General features: G+C 39.9%; 19 protein-coding genes. 17 read left to right on the top strand and 2 right to left on the bottom strand.

Translation table 11 applies throughout. The annotated features are described in order from the left end of the window. The first annotated feature begins 15 nt into the window (after nucleotides 1-15). From BM378_RS08080 to BM378_RS07995, 17 genes are all read left to right on the top strand, one after another. Complete coding sequence (locus BM378_RS08080; RefSeq protein WP_074988939.1) at nucleotides 16-3,180, top strand: efflux RND transporter permease subunit; 3,165 nt, start codon at nucleotides 16-18, stop codon at nucleotides 3,178-3,180. Next, nucleotides 3,173-3,880 carry a hypothetical protein gene (locus BM378_RS08075; RefSeq protein ID WP_008109638.1) on the top strand — a complete coding sequence of 236 codons (708 nt, stop codon included), beginning with the start codon at nucleotides 3,173-3,175 and terminating at the stop codon, nucleotides 3,878-3,880. Before BM378_RS08080 ends, BM378_RS08075 begins: the two co-directional genes overlap by 8 nt. Then, on the top strand, nucleotides 3,880-5,712 hold the full coding sequence (locus BM378_RS08070) for a 2Fe-2S iron-sulfur cluster-binding protein (RefSeq protein WP_016708252.1): 1,833 nt from the start codon (nucleotides 3,880-3,882) through the stop codon (nucleotides 5,710-5,712). Before BM378_RS08075 ends, BM378_RS08070 begins: the two co-directional genes overlap by 1 nt. A gap of 24 nt (nucleotides 5,713-5,736) precedes the next feature. Beyond that, nucleotides 5,737-6,084 carry a copper resistance CopC family protein gene (locus tag BM378_RS08065; protein ID WP_016708251.1) on the top strand — a complete coding sequence of 116 codons (348 nt, stop codon included), beginning with the start codon at nucleotides 5,737-5,739 and terminating at the stop codon, nucleotides 6,082-6,084. A gap of 18 nt (nucleotides 6,085-6,102) precedes the next feature. Beyond that, on the top strand, nucleotides 6,103-6,990 hold the full coding sequence (locus BM378_RS08060) for a CopD family protein (RefSeq protein WP_016708249.1): 888 nt from the start codon (nucleotides 6,103-6,105) through the stop codon (nucleotides 6,988-6,990). 15 nt (nucleotides 6,991-7,005) lie between these two features. Next, nucleotides 7,006-7,476, top strand: a complete 471-nt coding sequence (locus BM378_RS08055) for a YybH family protein (protein WP_016708248.1) — start codon at nucleotides 7,006-7,008, stop codon at nucleotides 7,474-7,476. A 27-nt stretch (nucleotides 7,477-7,503) separates the two neighbouring features. Next, nucleotides 7,504-9,327 (top strand): copper resistance system multicopper oxidase, encoded by a 1,824-nt coding sequence (locus BM378_RS08050; RefSeq protein WP_016708247.1) that lies wholly within the window; start codon nucleotides 7,504-7,506, stop codon nucleotides 9,325-9,327. Continuing rightward, entirely contained in the window at nucleotides 9,324-10,184 is an 861-nt protein-coding gene (locus tag BM378_RS08045) for a copper resistance protein B (protein ID WP_016708246.1), read from the top strand. Before BM378_RS08050 ends, BM378_RS08045 begins: the two co-directional genes overlap by 4 nt. 609 nt (nucleotides 10,185-10,793) lie before the next feature. After that, complete coding sequence (locus BM378_RS08035; protein WP_016708245.1) at nucleotides 10,794-11,216, top strand: hypothetical protein; 423 nt, start codon at nucleotides 10,794-10,796, stop codon at nucleotides 11,214-11,216. A gap of 296 nt (nucleotides 11,217-11,512) precedes the next feature. Then, nucleotides 11,513-11,926, top strand: coding sequence for a MerR family transcriptional regulator (locus tag BM378_RS08030; protein ID WP_016708244.1), 414 nt, complete (start codon nucleotides 11,513-11,515; stop codon nucleotides 11,924-11,926). A gap of 101 nt (nucleotides 11,927-12,027) precedes the next feature. Then, a complete protein-coding gene (locus tag BM378_RS08025; RefSeq protein ID WP_016708243.1) occupies nucleotides 12,028-14,271 on the top strand; it encodes a heavy metal translocating P-type ATPase in 2,244 nt (747 codons plus the stop codon). 11 nt (nucleotides 14,272-14,282) lie between these two features. Continuing rightward, nucleotides 14,283-14,636: a cupredoxin domain-containing protein gene (locus BM378_RS08020; protein ID WP_045979597.1), complete on the top strand. Its 354-nt coding sequence runs from the start codon at nucleotides 14,283-14,285 to the stop codon at nucleotides 14,634-14,636. 9 nt (nucleotides 14,637-14,645) lie between these two features. Further along, on the top strand, nucleotides 14,646-14,981 hold the full coding sequence (locus tag BM378_RS08015) for a DUF2933 domain-containing protein (protein ID WP_016708242.1): 336 nt from the start codon (nucleotides 14,646-14,648) through the stop codon (nucleotides 14,979-14,981). Continuing rightward, on the top strand, nucleotides 14,974-15,639 hold the full coding sequence (locus BM378_RS08010; protein WP_016708241.1) for a methyltransferase family protein: 666 nt from the start codon (nucleotides 14,974-14,976) through the stop codon (nucleotides 15,637-15,639). Before BM378_RS08015 ends, BM378_RS08010 begins: the two co-directional genes overlap by 8 nt. Then, nucleotides 15,623-16,045 (top strand): hypothetical protein, encoded by a 423-nt coding sequence (locus tag BM378_RS08005; protein WP_016708240.1) that lies wholly within the window; start codon nucleotides 15,623-15,625, stop codon nucleotides 16,043-16,045. Before BM378_RS08010 ends, BM378_RS08005 begins: the two co-directional genes overlap by 17 nt. Before the next feature lie 10 nt (nucleotides 16,046-16,055). Next, nucleotides 16,056-16,427 (top strand): hypothetical protein, encoded by a 372-nt coding sequence (locus BM378_RS08000; RefSeq protein ID WP_016708239.1) that lies wholly within the window; start codon nucleotides 16,056-16,058, stop codon nucleotides 16,425-16,427. A gap of 50 nt (nucleotides 16,428-16,477) precedes the next feature. Beyond that, a complete protein-coding gene (locus tag BM378_RS07995; RefSeq protein WP_004589646.1) occupies nucleotides 16,478-16,828 on the top strand; it encodes a hypothetical protein in 351 nt (116 codons plus the stop codon). Between the two features lie 217 nt (nucleotides 16,829-17,045). On the opposite strand, the gene BM378_RS07990 is transcribed toward BM378_RS07995, so the two are convergent. Both BM378_RS07990 and BM378_RS07985 read right to left on the bottom strand, forming a co-directional pair. Then, nucleotides 17,046-17,777 (bottom strand): MauE/DoxX family redox-associated membrane protein, encoded by a 732-nt coding sequence (locus tag BM378_RS07990; protein WP_016708238.1) that lies wholly within the window; start codon nucleotides 17,775-17,777, stop codon nucleotides 17,046-17,048. A gap of 1 nt (nucleotide 17,778) precedes the next feature. Then, nucleotides 17,779-18,300 carry a DUF305 domain-containing protein gene (locus tag BM378_RS07985; protein ID WP_016708237.1) on the bottom strand — a complete coding sequence of 174 codons (522 nt, stop codon included), beginning with the start codon at nucleotides 18,298-18,300 and terminating at the stop codon, nucleotides 17,779-17,781. Nucleotides 18,301-18,807: the final 507 nt, after the last annotated feature.

Raw genomic sequence — 18,807 nt, 5'->3', positions numbered from 1 at the left:
GTTAGGAGATAAATAATGATTGAATCAATTATTAGGTGGTCGATAGGTAATCGCTTTTTTGTCATCTTAGCTACCTTAATTTTGATTGGTGGTGGGTTATTCTCAATTAAAAATACACCAGTTGATGCATTACCAGATCTTTCTGATGTTCAAGTGATAATTAAAACGAATTATCCCGGTCAGGCACCACAAGTAGTGCAAGATCAAGTTACTTACCCTTTAACAACAGCAATGCTGTCAGTTCCGGGGGCTATTACAGTTCGGGGGTATTCATTTTTTGGAGACTCCTTTGTTTATGTCATCTTTGATGAAGACACCGATTTATATTGGGCAAGGAGCAGAGTACTTGAATATTTAAGTCAAGTAGCCCCTTCGCTACCTGCTACCGCACGCCCACAACTAGGACCTGACGCCACAGGCGTTGGCTGGGTTTATTTATATTCCCTTGTAGACAAAACGGGCAGCTTAGATATTAGCCAATTGCGTAGTATTCAAGATTGGTTCTTAAAATATGAATTGCAAACTGTACCGGGAGTTTCTGAGGTTGCTGCTGTTGGTGGCATGGTTAAACAATATCAAATACAAGTCGATCCCGATAAATTAAGAGCCTACGGTATACCACTTAGTCACATTCAAATGGCACTTAAACGTGGTAACCAAGAAACAGGTGCCTCAGTTGTTGAAATGGCGGAAGCAGAGTACATGGTTACCGCAACTGGCTATATCAAAAGTATTTCCGACATAGAGTTGATCCCTCTTGGTGTTAACGCACAAGGAACCCCGCTTACCATTGGCGATGTGGCGGAAGTCAACCTAGGTCCACAAATGAGACGAGGCATTGCTGAACTAAATGGTGAAGGAGAAGTCGTTGGTGGTGTTGTTGTTATGCGCTTTGGTGAAAACGCACAAAAAACTATTGATGGAGTAAAAGCCAAATTAGAAGAGTTAAAAAAAGGTTTACCCGAAGGAGTTGAAATAGTTACGGTTTATGATCGCTCTGGCTTAATAGGAGAGGCGGTAGAAAACCTATGGAGTAAATTGCTCGAAGAGCTTGCTGTCGTCGCGATTGTATGTGTTGCATTTCTGTTTCATTTGCGATCTTCGATTGTTGCAGTTGTCACTCTACCTATTGGCATCTTAGCTTCATTTATCATCATGCATATGCAAGGTATCAATGCGAATATTATGTCATTAGGTGGTATCGCTATTGCAATTGGTGCGATGACAGATGGCGCAATAGTGATGATTGAAAATATGCATAAGCATATGGAAAAGACACCGCTAACGGATGAAAATCGTTGGCAAATAGTCTCGAAAGCTGCAAGTGAAGTCGGTCCAGCACTATTTTTTAGTTTGCTCATCATTACAGTCTCATTCTTGCCAGTATTTATTTTGGAAGCGCAAGAAGGAAGAATGTTTTCTCCACTTGCTTACACAAAAACATATGCAATGGCCGCATCAGCAGGCTTAGCGATAACATTAGTTCCTGTTTTAATGGGGTATTTTATTCGAGGAAAAATTGTTTCAGAAAAGAAAAACCCTTTAAACAGACTGCTTATTGCTATCTACATGCCTGTTTTAAAGCAAGTTATGAAGTTTCCTAAATCGACAATAGTAGCAGCAATATTAGTGACGATTGTTGGTTTTTGGCCTGTCGATAAAATTGGTAGTGAATTTATTCCTCCTTTAGACGAAGGCGATCTTATGTATATGCCGACTACCTATCCGGGAATTTCCATTGGTAAGGCAAGAGAAATTCTACAGCAGACAGACAAGCTAATTAAAACAGTGCCAGAAGTTGAAACAGTATTTGGTAAAGTAGGAAGAGCTGAAACTGCAACTGATCCCGCGCCTCTAACTATGATTGAGACCTTCATTCAGTTGAAGCCTCAAGAAGAGTGGCGTGAGGGAGTTACAACAGAATCTCTAAAAGCTGAGTTTGATAAGTTGGTTAAGTTTCCGGGCTTGACGAATGCTTGGGTTATGCCAATCAAAACTCGTATTGATATGTTGGCAACAGGTATTAAAACGCCAGTAGGTATTAAAGTAGCAGGAGCTGATTTAAATACGATTCAAGAGATAGGGCAACAAATAGAGCAATTGTTACCAGAGGTGACAGGAACCGCTTCAGTTTATTCTGAACGAGTTGCAGGTGGACGATATATCAAAGTTGATATTTCTCGTGAGAAAGCAAGTCGTTTTGGATTAAACATCGATGACGTACAACAAGTAGTTTCAACTGCTATTGGTGGGATGAATGTCACTCAAACAGTAGAAGGTCAAGAGCGTTATCCTGTCAACTTGCGATACCCACAAGATTATCGTGACTCTCCAGAGCAGTTGTCGCGCTTGCCTGTTGTCACTCCAAATGGACAACGCATCGCACTAGGTGACGTAGCTGAAATAAAAGTAGAAGTAGGCCCTCCGGGGATCAAGAGTGAAAATGCACGTATTAATGGTTGGACGTTCATTGATATAGAGGGCGTTGACGTAGGTACTTATGTTGAAAGTGCAAAAGAGCATTTAGCTAAAAATCTTATATTACCAGCAGGTTATTCGATTACTTGGGCTGGTCAATACGAATATATGGAAAGAGCCAAAGCCAAGCTTACTTACGTTGTTCCATTGACGCTCGCCATTATTGTTATTTTGCTTTATTTGAACTTCAGAGCGTTTAGCGAAGTTGCGATCATCATTGTGACTTTACCGATGGCAATGATCGGTGGGTTATGGTTGATGTATTTAGAAGGGTTCAACTTCTCTGTAGCAGTTGGTGTAGGCTTTATTGCTCTGGCTGGAGTAGCTGTTGAGATTGGCGTAATAATGTTGGTATATCTCAATCAGGCGCTCGCTGAACTTAAGGAAAAAGCGAAAGAGCGAGCAGAACTCATCTCAGAAGATGAATATCAAGATGCCTTATTGCACGGTGCTGGATTACGTGTTCGTCCTGTAATGATGACAGTAGCGACAATCATTATCGGCCTAATGCCTATTTTATATGGTACAGGAACAGGCTCTGAGGTAATGAGTCGTATTGCTGCACCAATGGTAGGTGGGATGACAAGTGCAGTCCTGCTAACTCTAATTGTTTTACCCGCGATTTATTCAATCGTTAAAAAGCCCGAAGTAAACGCCTTTAACAAGGAACTTTCTAACTCGGAGCTAAAAAACAATGCTTAGAAAAGCTAGGAAGTACCATAAATGGCTAATGGCATTTGTAGGGATACAATTCCTTTTCTGGTCGATTACTGGTGTGTATATGGTGACTATGGATATTCACTATATACACGGCGAAACCTTGGCTAAGAGTGAGGAAGCCAAAATAGATTTAGCAAGTATGGATTACTCCATTGTAAAGCTAGCTGCGGATTATCCTAAAGCTAGCCAAGTTACACTTACTCAAAGTATGGGCCGTCCTTTGTATTCTTTTATTAATGGAGAAAATGGAAAAGTAGCAATAGATGCTAAAACTGGAGCTGTTCAGGCCCTTGTAGATGAAACCAAGGCTAAAGAAATCGCACAATACCATTATGTGCTGAATCATCAAATCGACAGCATAAGGTTGATTAAGTCAGCGACAAACTTGCCTGCTGAGTTGTCCCCAAGGCATTTACCTGTTTGGAGAGTGACGTTTGAGCAATTCTCCACACCGACATTTTATATAAGTCAACAAACAGGATCACTTGTTGCCAAGCGTCATGATTACTGGCGATTGTTTGATTGGATGTGGCGGTTCCACATTATGGATTACTATGATGGAGAAAACGTATCTAACTGGTTTTTGTTCTTGGTCGCAACTCTAGGTCTAATGGGAGCAATTACTGGCGCAGTATTGACTTATTACCGAGTGCTTTCCCCAAATAAAAAGAGAGTCATTTGATGCGACTATTTAAGTTAAATACAACGATACACAAGTGGCTTTCTTTATTTGTTGGTTTACAACTGCTTATTTGGTTGGGAACGGGCCTTTACTTCAATTTGATGGATCACAGTAAAGCCAGTGGTAATGAACTTAGAGTTCATTCTCATCATGAAGGTAGCATTACAGGCTTTGACCTATTCCCTATTAAAGACATTACTAGTAATGCTCCGCAGGAAGTAAACCTTATATGGGTTTTACATCAGCCTTACTATCATTTTGTGTTCGATAAGGGGCAGCATAGCTATCAAGAACGCCACTCAAAGCTATTTGATGCTGTAACAGGAAAGCCATTTAATTTGTCTGAAGAACAAGTACTAACTTTGGCAAAAAACTCCTACTCAGGACAGGGTAAGTTAACTACTCCAGTGTTATCTCAACCTCCGTTTTCTGATCACGTAAGGCAGCAAAATCCTATGTGGCAAGTTGCCGTTGAGGATGAGAACAATACAACTATTTATTTAGATAGTATTACAGGTCAAGTACTTCGCCATGCCAATGATGATTTCAGATTGAAAGATCTGATGATGAAGCTTCACTTTATGGACTATGGCAATTCTGGAGGATTTAACCATTGGTTGATCATTGCATTTGCTTTTGCAACGCTATTCCTTTCAATTACTGGTGTTACTTGGCTGATACAACAGTATCGAAGTGGTTTACTGAAGCTAGGTTGGGGCACTAACAGGCAAAAAGTGGCAGTGACGTTTTCCAATGAAAATACTATTACTGACATCTCAGCAGTTGGTCGCTCAACTGTATTAGAAGGGCTAGCTAGTTCACATGTATACCTTCCTTCAGGTTGCGGTGGTGGCGGTACTTGTGGCAAATGCGTGTTCTTAAGTTCAACTAAATTACCTATCACACTATCTGAACAGGAACATTTATCTCAGGAGCAACTTAAGGAAGGTTATCGGCTTGGATGTCAGCATAGGTTTTCTGAAATTAGTTCGATTGAAGTTAATACTGATCGCAATATTGAAAATCATGAGCTAGTTGTGGTTGCGACTAATTTCATTACTCCTTTTATCAAGGAAGTGAAATTTAAGCTGAAATCAGGCAAACAGTTGGCATTTAAAGCTGGTGCATATATGCAATTTGATGTGCCAGCAGGGATGAATAGCTTACGTCCAGATGATATGCCAGAGTGCTATGAAAAATACTGGGATAGCTACTATCATGGAAAATTTTCTCATAACGGTGTAACTCGCCACTACTCATTAGTTAACTTTGACGAGGAGTCTGATGAGTTAATGTTTAATATCCGTTGGCAGACCGCAAAGAATGGTTTTAAAGCAGGAATAGGTTCAAGTTATTTAGGTTCACTCCAAGTAGGTGAAACGATAACTGCAAGAGGCCCTTTTTCTGATTTTTATGCCACTTCAAATAAAAAAGTTAGTCGCGTGTTTATAGGTGCGGGTTCAGGACTTGCACCACTGAGGTCTATTATTTTTGAACAGTTGAAAAAGCATAAAGATAAAAGTGGTTTGACTCTTATCTATGGTGCGCGAACTGAAGATGACTTGCTATACCATAATGAATTGAAGTCACTGAGTGAGAAGCATAAAAACTTCTCTTATATTCCTACTCTTTCTAATCCTTCAGAAGAATGGCAAGGGCACTCAGGCTATGTTCAAAAAGTACTTCTGCCGTATATGAACCAAAAATCAGAACTACATTTGGCTGAGTTTTACTTATGCGGTCCAGAAGCAATGATGAGTGAAGTGGAAAAAATAATTATAGATGCTGGGATTCCAAGTAATCAAATTTTCAAAGATAAATTTAGTCGTTAATCCATTAAATAAATAGAGGTATATATGAAAACATTAATTAAACTTTTAACCATAATCAGTGTTGTTTTTAGTAGTGCAGTATTTGCACATGTGCATCTTGAAAAAAGCGTGCCTGCTGATAATGCAATGCTAATGAATACTCCAGAAAAATTGACATTGGGATTTAGCAAAGAGGTACGTGTAGTTAAAGTTACGTTGAAAAATAAAAAAGGTGAAAATATTAAATTTGACTTTAAACCATCAAAAGAAGCTTCCAGAGAGTTTTCATGGGAACTACCTAAATTAGCTCCAACAAACTATATCGTTGATGTGACCTATTTAGGTAAAGATGGACATAAAATGAAAGATAGCTTCGGCTTTATGGTTCATTAGTAAGGCTGTGTGATTGATATGGAAATGTATATCTGGAATACAGTCATTGTACTGTCAAAAATTGTATTTTACGTCGGCTTTGCCTGTATTGCCGGCTATACATTTTTCAGACAAATTTTTGAGCATAATGAATCTCATAGTAATGCTGTAATAGCGAATTTAACGTGGACAAGAACTTATATAGTTATGGCTTTGATCGCTAATATTACTTGGTTCTTTGCCAGTACTGGTGCAATGGCAGAAGAGGGAATTCAGGGGGCGATAGACGCTGATATATTGGCTATTATGTGGGACTCCTCTGTCGGCACTGGAGCTTTGCTTCGAGCGCTTGGGCTAGTTACCGCAATAATCGCTTTAGCTTTAAGGTTCAAATTCGCTGTGAACTCGTACTTAAAACAAAGCGCTTTAATGTTGAGTTTATTAATCCTTGCATACTCATTCACGTTACTGGGTCATATTTCTGAGTTAGGCACAATTGAAAAAGGCTTGCTTATTTTGCATGTGCTCGTTATGGCATGGTGGTTTGGGGCGTTATTGCCACTAAAACAGGCTTGCCATCAGCTAAGTTATGCAGAACTTCATTTGCTGATGGAAAGCTTTGGCAAACAAGCAAGTTTTACATTGAGCCTATTGTTGGTAGCAGGCCTCTGGCTCGTGATTCAATTGGTCGGAAGTCTTGATGCACTAATAAGCTCAAGTTACGGACAAACACTGTTGTTTAAATTGGCTCTTGTAGTGTCTATTTTGGCACTTGCTGCTAAACATAAACTAATACTCGTTCCACAACTTAAAAATAGTCAAGGCAGAGAGGCTTTATCTAAATCTATCTCGATAGAAATGGTAGTAGCTTTTGCCATTTTATCTGTAACGGCTGGGCTTACTAGTGTTGTTGGCCCTGCAAATTAAAACCTAAAAGAGAGAATGAAAATGAAAACAATAAATATATTACTCGTTTTATTAATGACGTTTAGTTTCGCAACAAACGCTCATGGTGATAAGAACAAAGACAAAGGTTTGTTTAAAGGTATAGATACCCCTGCCGCAAAAGTTGTTTTGGCATTTCATCAAGCACTTGAAACTGGCAATCAAAAACAGGCTAGAGCGCAGTTAGCGGATGATGTCACCATTTTCGAGGGAGGCCGCGTTGAAAGGAGCGCTGATGAATATGCTCATCATCATATGTTGTCGGATATGAAGTATTTAGCAGCGATGAAGAGCGACACACTTGAACATCAAGTGACGATACTTGGAAATACCGCTATCTCTGCGTCGCGCAGTCAAACTACAGGTACTCATAAAGGTGTTGAACGCGATTATCAAGGCATGGAAACGATGGTGCTGGAAAAACAAAATGGTGAATGGAAGATTAAGCACATTCATTGGTCACATTAATTTATTGGTCAAACAACGGAGAGTAAAATGAGAAACAACAATCCATTACATCAAGTTTCTACGCCACGTAGACGCTTTGTACAAGGATTAGCTGCTGGCGGTGTATTAGCTGCTTTTCCAAGTGTTCTTCATGCAGCTTCATCTTTGATTGCTGGAACTTCAACAGGTACTGCGCCCGAACTAAGTGGAGAAGTAATAGATTTAGTGATAGATGAGTCACCCGTAAACTTCACAGGTGTTGTAAGAATGGCTACAACAATCAATGGCTCAATACCAGCTCCTACCTTGCGCCTCAGAGAAGGTGATGACGTTACTATCAGGGTAACTAATAAATTATCAGTGCCGAGTTCAATTCATTGGCATGGGATCATTCTTCCGTATCAAATGGATGGCGTACCGGGTATTAGCTTTAAAGGTATAATGCCGGGTGAAACCTTTGTTTATAAATTTAAGCTGCAACAAAGCGGCACATATTGGTATCACTCACACAGTGGCTTTCAAGAAATGACAGGTATGTACGGCGCATTAATTATTGAGCCAAGAGAAAAGGATATTATTAGTGCTGACAATGAGCATGTCATTCAATTGTCTGATTGGACTGATGATGACCCAATGGATTTGTTTCGCAAGTTAAAAGTACAGAGCGATGTATTTAACTTTAATCAACCTACTGTTCCAGAGTTTTTTGATGACATTTCAAATAGCAGCGTTTCAAATGCGCTACAACGCCGGGAAATGTGGAATAAAATGAGAATGAACCCTACAGATCTTGCAGACTTATCAGCATCTGCAATGACTTTTTTAATGAATGGTTGTGCGCCTTTGACAAATTGGCGTGGAATGTTTAAAGCTGGCGAAAAGGTTAGGCTTAGATTTATTAACGGTTCTAGCAATACGTTTTTTGATGTAAGAATACCTGAGCTGAAGTTAACAGTTGTACAAGCTGATGGACAAAATGTTGAACCTGTGACAGTAGATGAATTTAGATTTGGTCCCGGTGAAACTTATGATGTACTTGTCGAGCCAAAAAATGATGCATATACGATTTTTGCACAAAGCATGGATCGCTCAGGTTATGCTAAAGGTACTTTATCAATGGCACCTAACGTTGATGCACCAGTACCTTCTTTAGACCCCGTTGAGTGGTTAACGATGACAGATATGATGGGCAATATGACCCATGATAGTGTGCATTCTACAATGGCTGATACGGCAGGTATGTCGGGCATGAATTCTAATAAAATGGATCATAGTGCAATGGGTCATGGAGCGATGGCAATGGATCATAGTAAACATGGAATGACTAAAAACCCATTAGCTGTTGCTAGCACTAAAGTGCGTCATGCAAAAACAGAGTATGGAGCTTCTGTTGATATGCGTGTTGATATGCCTAGAACAAACCTTGATGATCCCGGTATAGGTTTACGTAAAAATGGACGCCGTGTTTTAACACTTGCAGATTTACATTCTCTTGAGGGAATTACAAACCAGCAAGAGCCAGAGGCTGAAATTGAATTACATTTAACTGGAAACATGGAGCGTTATAGCTGGTCATTTGATGGTTTGGAATTTGGAAAAAGCACGCCAGTTCACATGAAGCATAATCAACGTTTAAGAGTTATTTTACAAAACGATACAATGATGACACATCCAATGCACCTGCATGGTATGTGGAGCGATTTGGAGAATGAAAAAGGTGATGTACAGGTTCGTCGCCATACTATCCCTGTACAACCAGCGCAAAGAATTAGTTTTTTAACAACACCTCATGACGTAGGTCGCTGGGCATGGCATTGCCATTTATTATTCCACATGGATGCAGGTATGTTTAGAGAGGTAGTTGTATCATGAGAAAATTAATACTAACCAATACGTTAAAACTATTATTAATAGGTTTGCCCCTTATAAGTGTATCTGTATCTGCAAAAGATGAGATGACTGAGATGGGTGATTCTAAAATGCAAGCACAAGGTGGAGATGCACCTAAAGATGCTAGAGACCCTCATGCTTATGCCGCAGGTACAACATTGACTGAAGGTCCTTATGCACTCAATAGCGACAAACGACTGACTTTGGCAGATGAGCATTCATTTTACGCGCTACTAGGGGATCGTCTTGAATATAATGAGCAAACAAACGCAGGTGTTTTTGACTTTCAGGCATGGTATGGCACTACTTTTGATAGATTAGTCATCAAAACTGAGGGAGATTTTAGCGAAGGTAATTTAGAGGAGAACCAAACAGATTTTCTATGGGGCCACGCAATATCTGCTTATTGGGATACACAAGTCGGTATTCGACTTGATTACAATAACGAAGGTGAAAACCGCAAATGGCTAGCTTTTGGTTTACAAGGTCTAGCCCCCTACTGGTTTGAAATTGATATGACTGCGTATTTAGGAGAGCAAGGTAATAGTGCATTTTCGATCGAAGCTGAGTATGAGCTATTACTTACTCAAAAGTTAATTGTTCAACCACGAGCAGAGTTGACGCTTTACGGTAAGGATGACGTCCAAAATAACCTTGGTAGTGGCTTATCTAGCAGTGCTATTGGTTTTCGGGTTCGTTATGAGTTTACCCGCCAGTTTGCTCCCTATGTTGGCGTTGAGTGGACAAATAAATTTGGTAATACAGCCGACTTTGCGAAGTTAAATGGGCAAAGTACGCGTGATACTGCTTTTGTTGCAGGTATCAAGTTCTGGCTCTGATGTGAAGAAATACTATATTGACTTGATGAGAGCTACCGCAACTATATTGATGGTAGCTTTCGTTTTTTGGGATTTAAACCATTTTAGTTATGTTAGAAAAGGCCTAGCTAATAGTTTTTTTGGAAAGAACTAAGAGCAGTAATAGTAAGCTACTTCTTGTTTTCAGTCGGTGCCAGTCTGGTGTATACCTATCAAGGTGGAATATCAGCTAAGAAGTAAAGTTGGCGAATGTTTAAGGTTAAAGAGTCAAGCCAAAAAACATCGCCATTGAAAGACGTACAATAGGCCATTTTATCACTTTTGATGAACGGGAATTGGGTGTGCTCGGGATAGAACCGATTGTTGCAAAGTACTGTGCTTAAAGCTGAACAATTGGAAAAATGATCCCTTACTCAATACCTAGTTATGAGCGTAGGGTTTTTATTTTTTTAATGGTGCTCATGCTTGGCTTCAATCTCATGAGTCTAAATTAGACACCCCTTTTATACTTGTTAAGTTTAAGCTGTTTAAAAAAGTAAAAAGTTTAGGTTTTAGTTCAAAGGTTGATCAAGATCATAAAATTATTTTTATAAAGTGGCTAATATTGTAGGAGCTAAAGAAGGAATGATAATGTTTGGACTTTTCAGGTGGTTTAAAATAGTGATAATAACTGTGTTGCTTACGCAGCATAGTTTTGCTACAGCTAAGCCAATGAATTGTGAAGAACATCAAAATGGATCTTCCGACACGCATATTATGCAACGAAGCAAAAATATTCACCATCAATCAATGAATGACAATAGTCACTATCACACTGTAAACTCGCAAGACTCTAAACACCGTCATGGTGATGAAGTCTGTGAAAAATGCAAAGCTAGTGATTGTGTTTGTTGTGAGGGGGGATTTTGTTCAAGCTTTCATTTAAATGCCTATCTTGTGCAAGCGCAAGAGGAAGGTATTTGCAATATTTACTCTGAGCTATTTCTACAGCGTACACCTCTACCAAAATCTGGTATCCATCTCTTACTTTATCGTCCACCAATTATTGGCTAATCACGGGATCAGTGCGTCTTTTTTTCGCCACTCCCATCAAAAATAGAATGACTTATTCATTGATTTAAATAATCAATTGTTTTGAACGATTAGTACGATATTTTGAAGGCACTATGAAAATTCTCAAACTATTGCCATTTACAGTACTTAATGCTGTCGATTTTGGCCGAGATTTCTCTTTTACCAAAAAATTAGTTTTTAGCTTATTCACTAGAATTAGTACTTGACCTGTGTCTTAGACACAGGTCTAAGCTGAAGATGAGAGTACAAACTTAGCTAAAAACTGAGGAGTGAATATGAAAGTTGCGGAGCTGGCAAAAAGCCTTGGAACGACTGCTGATACGGTGCGCTATTACACCAGATTAGGATTGTTAAAACCTGCTAAGTCAGTGAACGGCTACAAGTCATACTCGAATAAAGAAGTATCGAGACTTAAATTCATTTTAAGTGCCAGAAACCTTGGTTTTTCCGTTGCAGATATCAAGGAAATTATTAATGAATCTGAAGATGGTAAAAGTGCGTGCCCATTAGTCAGAAGCCTGATCAAAGAGCGGCTTGAAGAAACAGAAAAGCAGTTTCAAGCAATGTTGGCACTTCGAGGAAAAATGTCTTCTGCGCTTTCTCAGTGGGAAGAAATGGAAGACAAGGCACCGACTGCAAACATGGTTTGTCATCTCATCGAAAACTTTGAGCAAATTAAAAAAGCATAGGAGGAAAAAGGGTGGCTACTAACACAAATATAAAAACTGAATCAGGCTGTTGCTGTCAGGCAAAAGCTCAATCCTCTTCGTGTAAAACTAAGGAGAATACGTTGGAGAAAGTATCACATAACCAACAGCTTATCATTGAAGGCGCTGGGTGTGCTAGCTGTGTAGGCAAAATTGAAGGGGCGTTGAAGGCAACTCTTGGAGTCGTCAGTGCGGAAATGAATTTTGCTGATAGGACAGTAACAGTTTATGGGACAGCTAAAACAGAAGAATTGATCAAAGCTGTTGAGTCAGTGGGGTATAACGCGAAGCCAATTGATGATAGCTCAGCAACAGATGCGCTTGATGAGAAAGAGGCGGCGGATTGGGCATATTACAAAAAGCTAATGCGCGATACGTTTATTGCCCTTTCACTCGGCGTTCCTTTGATGATCTACAGCATTGTGGTTGGAGAAATGACGGTTGAAACAAACCTTGAACGCATGTCTTGGCTAGTTGTAGGCATTTTAACTTTTGGCGTTATGTATTTTTCAGGTAAGCATTTCTATGTAGGAGCATGGAAAAGCTTTAAAAACCACTCCGCTAATATGGACACTCTAATAGCTTTAGGAACAGGTACAGCTTGGGTGTATTCGATGGTTGTCGTGTTTGCACCTGACGCCGTTCCATTGATGGCACGACATGTCTATTTTGAAGCTACCGCCATGATCATTGGCTTAATTGATTTAGGTCTAGCATTAGAAATAAAAGCCAGAGGTAAAACCTCTGAGGCCATTAAACGTCTTATCGGCTTGCAGGCCAAAACGGCAACTGTAGTTCGTGATAATAAAGAGGTTCAGATAGGTATCGAACAGGTTTTGCTTCATGATGTTGTGAAAGTAAAGCCGGGTGAAAAAATTCCCGTGGATGGCGTTGTATTGGAAGGACACACCTCTATTGATGAGTCCATGCTGACAGGCGAACCTATGCCTGTTGAAAAAGCCGAAGAAGATGAGGTTGTCGCTGGTACTTTGAACAAATCAGGCATGATTTTATTTAGAGCGACACGCGTTGGTAAAGACACGGCGCTTGCACAGATCATCAATATGGTGAAACGAGCGCAAAATTCAAAACCGCCGATTGGCCGCTTGGCCGATGTTATTTCCGCCTATTTCGTTCCTGTAGTCATGATCATCTCGGTGTTAAGTGCGTTAGCATGGCTTAACTTTGGCCCTGAGCCAGCAATTGCTTTTGCTATCGTATCAGCAACTACTGTGCTTATTATTGCCTGCCCGTGTGCTTTAGGCTTGGCAACACCCATGTCTGTCATGGTCGGAGTAGGAAAAGCAGCAGAAGCCGGAGTACTTATTCGCAACGGTGAGGCACTGCAAACCGCCTCTAAAATCACTGCCATGATTTTAGATAAAACGGGCACTATTACTGAAGGGGCACCTAAGGTAACCGATATTGTTTTAGCAAAAGCTACTGACGAAAAAGACGTACTACAGCTTGCAGCAAGTTTAGAAAGCGGCTCAGAGCACCCTTTAGCGCAAGCGATTGTTGAAAGTGCTTTAGATAAGGATATTGAGTTACTAAAAATTGAATCGTTTAATGCTATTACGGGTTTTGGTGTAGAAGCAAACTGTAACAATAAAGTCCTGCTTTTTGGTAACGATAAACTAATGAAGTTAAAAGGCATAGACCTCACAGGCTTTGTTGGAAAAGCCCAGTCTTTAGCCAAAGAAGCCAAAACACCTATGTACTTTGCTGTAGATGGTGAACTTGCCGCAATCATTGCTGTCGCAGATCCCATTAAGTCAGACTCAATCTCTGCTATCAAACGGCTTCAGGCTAATGGTATACGCGTCATCATGTTAACAGGTGATAACAAGGAAACCGCTGCCGCTGTTGCCAAAAAAGCAGGTATTAGCGAATTTCTTGCTGAGGTGCTGCCAGAAGATAAAGCCAACAAGGTGAAAGAGCTACAAGGCAGTGGCGAAATTGTTGGTATGACAGGAGATGGCATCAACGATGCTCCTGCGCTAGCGTTAGCCGATGTTGGATTCGCCATAGGCACAGGGACTGATGTAGCTATCGAAAGTGCTGACATTACCCTAATGCGTGGTTCACTTCATGGCCTTGCCGATGCCATAGCGGTAAGCAAAGCTACTTTACGAAATATCAAACAAAACTTGTTTGGCGCGTTTGTCTATAACGTAGCCGGGATTCCTTTTGCTGCGGGGGTTCTATATCCCTTCTTTGGCATTCTGCTTAGCCCTGTAATTGCAGGTGCTGCAATGGCGTTTTCGTCATTGACTGTGGTGTCAAATGCAAATCGACTTCGCTTTTTTAAAGCAAAAGAGCATTAAGGAGAAGAGCGATGATGTTAATTAACTTATTAGGCTTAATGTTAATCGCGCTGATTGTTTGGTGGTTTTGGCTATATAAACCCAATAAAACAATCGTTCAAGGTAATGAAGTACTCATTGAAGTGAGGGATGGCGTGTATTCCCCATCCTCAATTCAGGTGTCTGCTAGCCAACCTGTTACCTTGAAGTTTATACGCAAAGATCAATCCCCCTGCGCTGAAACAATGCTTATTCCTTCATTGGATATAAGCGAACAGCTTAAGTTAAATGAAATTACTCAAATTACCTTATTAAACTTGTCACCGGGAGAGCATGAGTTTCACTGTCAGATGCAAATGTATCGCGGTGTCTTAAAAGTCGTTTAGGAGGGCAATATGAAAAATCAACACCCTAATTTTTGGTCAACACCTACAGGCTGGGCTGCACTGGCACTTATTGCCGCAGTGACCTACTTCTTAGTGCTTGAGCATGGTCAACATACGCTGCAATTTCTTCCCTACTTGATTTTATTGCTATGCCCCTTGATGCACGTATTTATGCATGGCAGTCATGGTAAACATGGTCACGATCATTCACATGCGCCTGATGAAAAAAAGGAAGAGAGCTTTCAAGAACTCACGGATAAAAATGCAGCCTATCGCGATGGCTACATACAAGGCTTAGAAAAGGCACGTAAGGAATCACATAAAAAGGAGAGCAGTGATGAATGAAACATATGATTATGGCTTATGGTCAATGGTGATACTGAACTCAGCAATTTTTATCTTTTTTGCCTTTAGTTTTGTCAAACCAAAAACATCAACTGATTGGAGAAGTCTAAGCGCGTTCTCTGCCTTTATTGTTGCCCTATTTACTGAAATGTATGGCTTTCCTTTAACTATCTATTTTCTGTCGGGGTGGCTGACGGAGACCTATCCAGAAGTAAATTTCTTTGCGCATGAAAATGGGCATTTATTACATACTTTCTTTGGATTTCAAGGTGATGCCCATTGGGACCCATTTCATATAGTGAGTATGGTGTTTATTGTTGCAGGTTTCTTTATGTTGTCTTCAGCATGGAATGTATTGCATCACGCGCAAAAACATCATCAATTGGCTACAACTGGATGGTATGCAAGATGTCGCCACCCACAGTATGTAGCTTTCATTCTAATCATGTTCGGCTTTTTATTGCAGTGGCCGACAATCCCAACACTTGCGATGTTTCCGATCTTAGTCGTTGTTTACGTCAAGCTAGCGAAACGCGAAGAAGCACAGGCGATTGCTGAATTTGGTTCGGAGTACCACAGGTATATGGAATCGACACCAAGTTGGATCCCAAGTTTTAATAAAAGTGTAGAAGGTAAAAATCATGAAAACGTTAATTAAATCAATTTTATTTATTGGTTCACTACTGATAACCACTAGCTTATTTGCCCAAAACAATGAGCATAAACATGAAGGTGCGAACAAAGCTGGTATGCATCAAGGCATGACAATACCACATGAGAACATGGGAGAAATGCATAAAAAGATGATGGAAATGAAAAAGGAAGTCCATGCCATTAAAACTGAAAAAGATCCTGACAAGCAACAGCAGATGATGGTTGAACATCACCGTTCAATGATGAAGATGATGCAATCCATGCACAAAAACATGGAAGAAATGCCAATGCATCAACAAATCAAGATGACTGAACATCATTTAGAAATGATGGAGAACATGATGCCGCAGATGAACCGGAAAATGGAAGAAATGAAAGATAGCAATCAACAGCATTCACACAAACATTAGGAGAAAAATTATGAGCGATTTAGATCATAGAGTTGGCGTTAGAGAGCAAAATTTAGTTGTTCGAAATCTAAAGCTTAGCCATGTCACAGAAGAAAGCTGTGACGAGTTAGTAAAAGAAATAGATCAGCTTTTTGGTATAGATGAAGTTAGTTACAACATCAAAGAAGGTGAAATACACCTTGCCTATGATGCCGCAAACGTAAGCCTTGATGGGATTGAGGAGGTAATCCGTAAGTATGGCGCAGATGTTCATGATGATTGGTGGACACATACTAAAGAAAGTTACTATAAATTTGTTGATCAGAACATCAAAGATAACTCTGTTCATAAGCCTTGGAGTTGTCATCAAGCACCTTCGGGGGCTGGCCGGAAAAACAAATGAATTCATAAAAAAGTGTATAGATAATTAGTTAGTCAAATGAGGTAACAGTGATGAAAACACCCTATATAAAAGCTCTTTTATTGCTTACATTCGGTTTATATTTAGTGGGTTGTTCCAATACCACTTTTTATCATAAATACATGATGAGAGGTCAGGTAGTAGAAAGTTCTGATAATCGAACTCTAATCTGTATTGGTGCTAAGCATGGCGCAGAGGTTGGGCAAAAATACAGTGTTATTAGATTCCATGAAAGAATAGTATTGAGTGAAGGTGAAGATCCCTACACTATCGAAAAGGTAGGAACGGTACAAATTACTAAAATTGTGAATGATCATTTCGCAACTGTAAAGCTAGTGTCTGGTGACATTGCAGCGAAAGATATGGTGGAACTTGAAAACTAATAAAGTGGTGGCGAAAGCCACCACAAGAGCATAACAATAAAACTTAATGAAAAAGCTTTAGTGTTATTTTGTACAACCTTTGAGATTGTTTGCTCAGTTCTGGTTATCTTGATGCCAGTACGACAGAAAAAAATGTTACATATGGATTAGAAAGGTGTGGGCTGGCATCCTAGGTCTAATCTTAACAGTTAAGGGGCCGCCGAATAGAGCTATACCTTTACATCAGCAGCATAATCAATGCTCCCGCGATCATAAATAAGTTTTCAGATAGCGATACAAATCCAAGTGGCACACTGCTATCGCCGCCTACACAGGCACACTTTAACTGGCGTTTGTCAATGTAAACGGCTTTGAAAACTGAAATTGCTCCAACTGTGCCGATAAACAATGAAAATGGTGCCACTGCGAGAGGCTGTAGTTGGGCAACCATACCAATACCTGCATATGCTTCAATGAAGGGATAAATATAACCATATCTTATCCATCTCATCGCTAGTAAATCATAAGTAATAAACGAATTTGTGAAACTGTATAGGTCTTTCAGTTTTTGCACCGCTAAGAGCGTCATTGAAAAAGCTATAAATAGCATCAGTGTTCTGATGGAGATAAATGAGCCGGAAGCAAAATGTTGAGATGCGACAGCAAGAAGTGCAGCTATCGAGAAAATGGCTACAACTGGCGTGTAGGTTGTGCCAGTTTGACCTGCTTCATCTTTACCAAAATACTCTCTTAAGTCATCGTATCCTCCGACACGCTTTCCTTCAATAAAGGTTTGTGGCGTAGTTTTGACATCATGCTTATCTTTGAAGTCATCAGCTTGTTGTCTTGACGTGAGCTTATGATCTTCTACATCATACCCTTGCCTCTCCAGCAAATCTTTCGACCTTAAACCATAGGGGCAGATATGTTCGTCAGTGACCATTCTGTACAGGGTAGCTGTCTTAGTCATCTTAGCCTCCTTTGTTCAGTGTGCCTTCAAACTTTGGGAGCGGTCGTTGCTCAGCCTGAGCTTGTGAGCTGACCTTTCCATTTTCAGAAATATCCTTAATCAGCCATTCCATTTCTTTTATTTCTTTTCGTTGGGCTTTAATAATACCATTTGCCAATTCACGCACGCGTACATCCTCCAAAGTTGAATGCTCACTAGTAAGAATAGCAATGGAGTGATGAGGAATCATCGCTTTCATGTAGGCAGTGTCAGAAATTGTGCTTTGAGAGCGAACAAGATAAAGACATATGGCGAACAGTATTGTCGCCAATAGAAAAATAGCCATGTTGAGCTTCTTGTTACTGTACATGCCAAGCATAAAGGCCAGCATGATCATTGCCATACCTGCTCCCATATACAACGACATATAGATACGCGTTTCACTAAACCATATATGTGATACTGCGTAAGTGTTGAGATACATCATGACAAACATAGCAATGGTTGAGGTGATGATCATTGCAGCAAATCTTGAGTATTTCATAAGTAATCCTTACATTGATAGTGTAAATATTTCCCACTGTTAGCCTATTATTCTCTACATGTGGTCATGTTCTCGAAAAATTGCAAGTAATGAGCCAGTATCAATAAGAGTATTTGTAATACGATTGACTCAATTTCAGCGCAATTATTGTGAATCAGTACTAATCTACACATTTCGGTGTAAGAGTTTATGGGCAAAAAATCTTCTTTGAAGGAGATCAAATCAGCTTATATTTAGAGTTTGAGTTTTGAACTTGTGATAGACACAGGCGGAATTGGCTTTAGTTAACAATCTAATGTGGGAACTCAAAGTACTACAAGCTGAGCTTCAACAAATGTAAGCTCGTGTACAAGTGAAGACACAGTTAAAGCATGTGGAAGAATTAATCTTGATAGTTAGAGTTGTCATTTATTTCACTTTTTAAATGAACGAATATTGATCTTTTATCTCGTTCATGTTCGAAAGCTAAAAGTTTCCTACACATGAAAGTGGTTTTGCAAGAGTATC

Source organism: Pseudoalteromonas lipolytica, from assembly GCF_900116435.1.
In the GTDB taxonomy this organism is placed as follows: Bacteria; Pseudomonadota; Gammaproteobacteria; order Enterobacterales; family Alteromonadaceae; genus Pseudoalteromonas; species Pseudoalteromonas lipolytica.
Note: the sequence above shows the minus strand (reverse complement) of the source record. Positions and strands in the feature narration are given on the sequence as shown.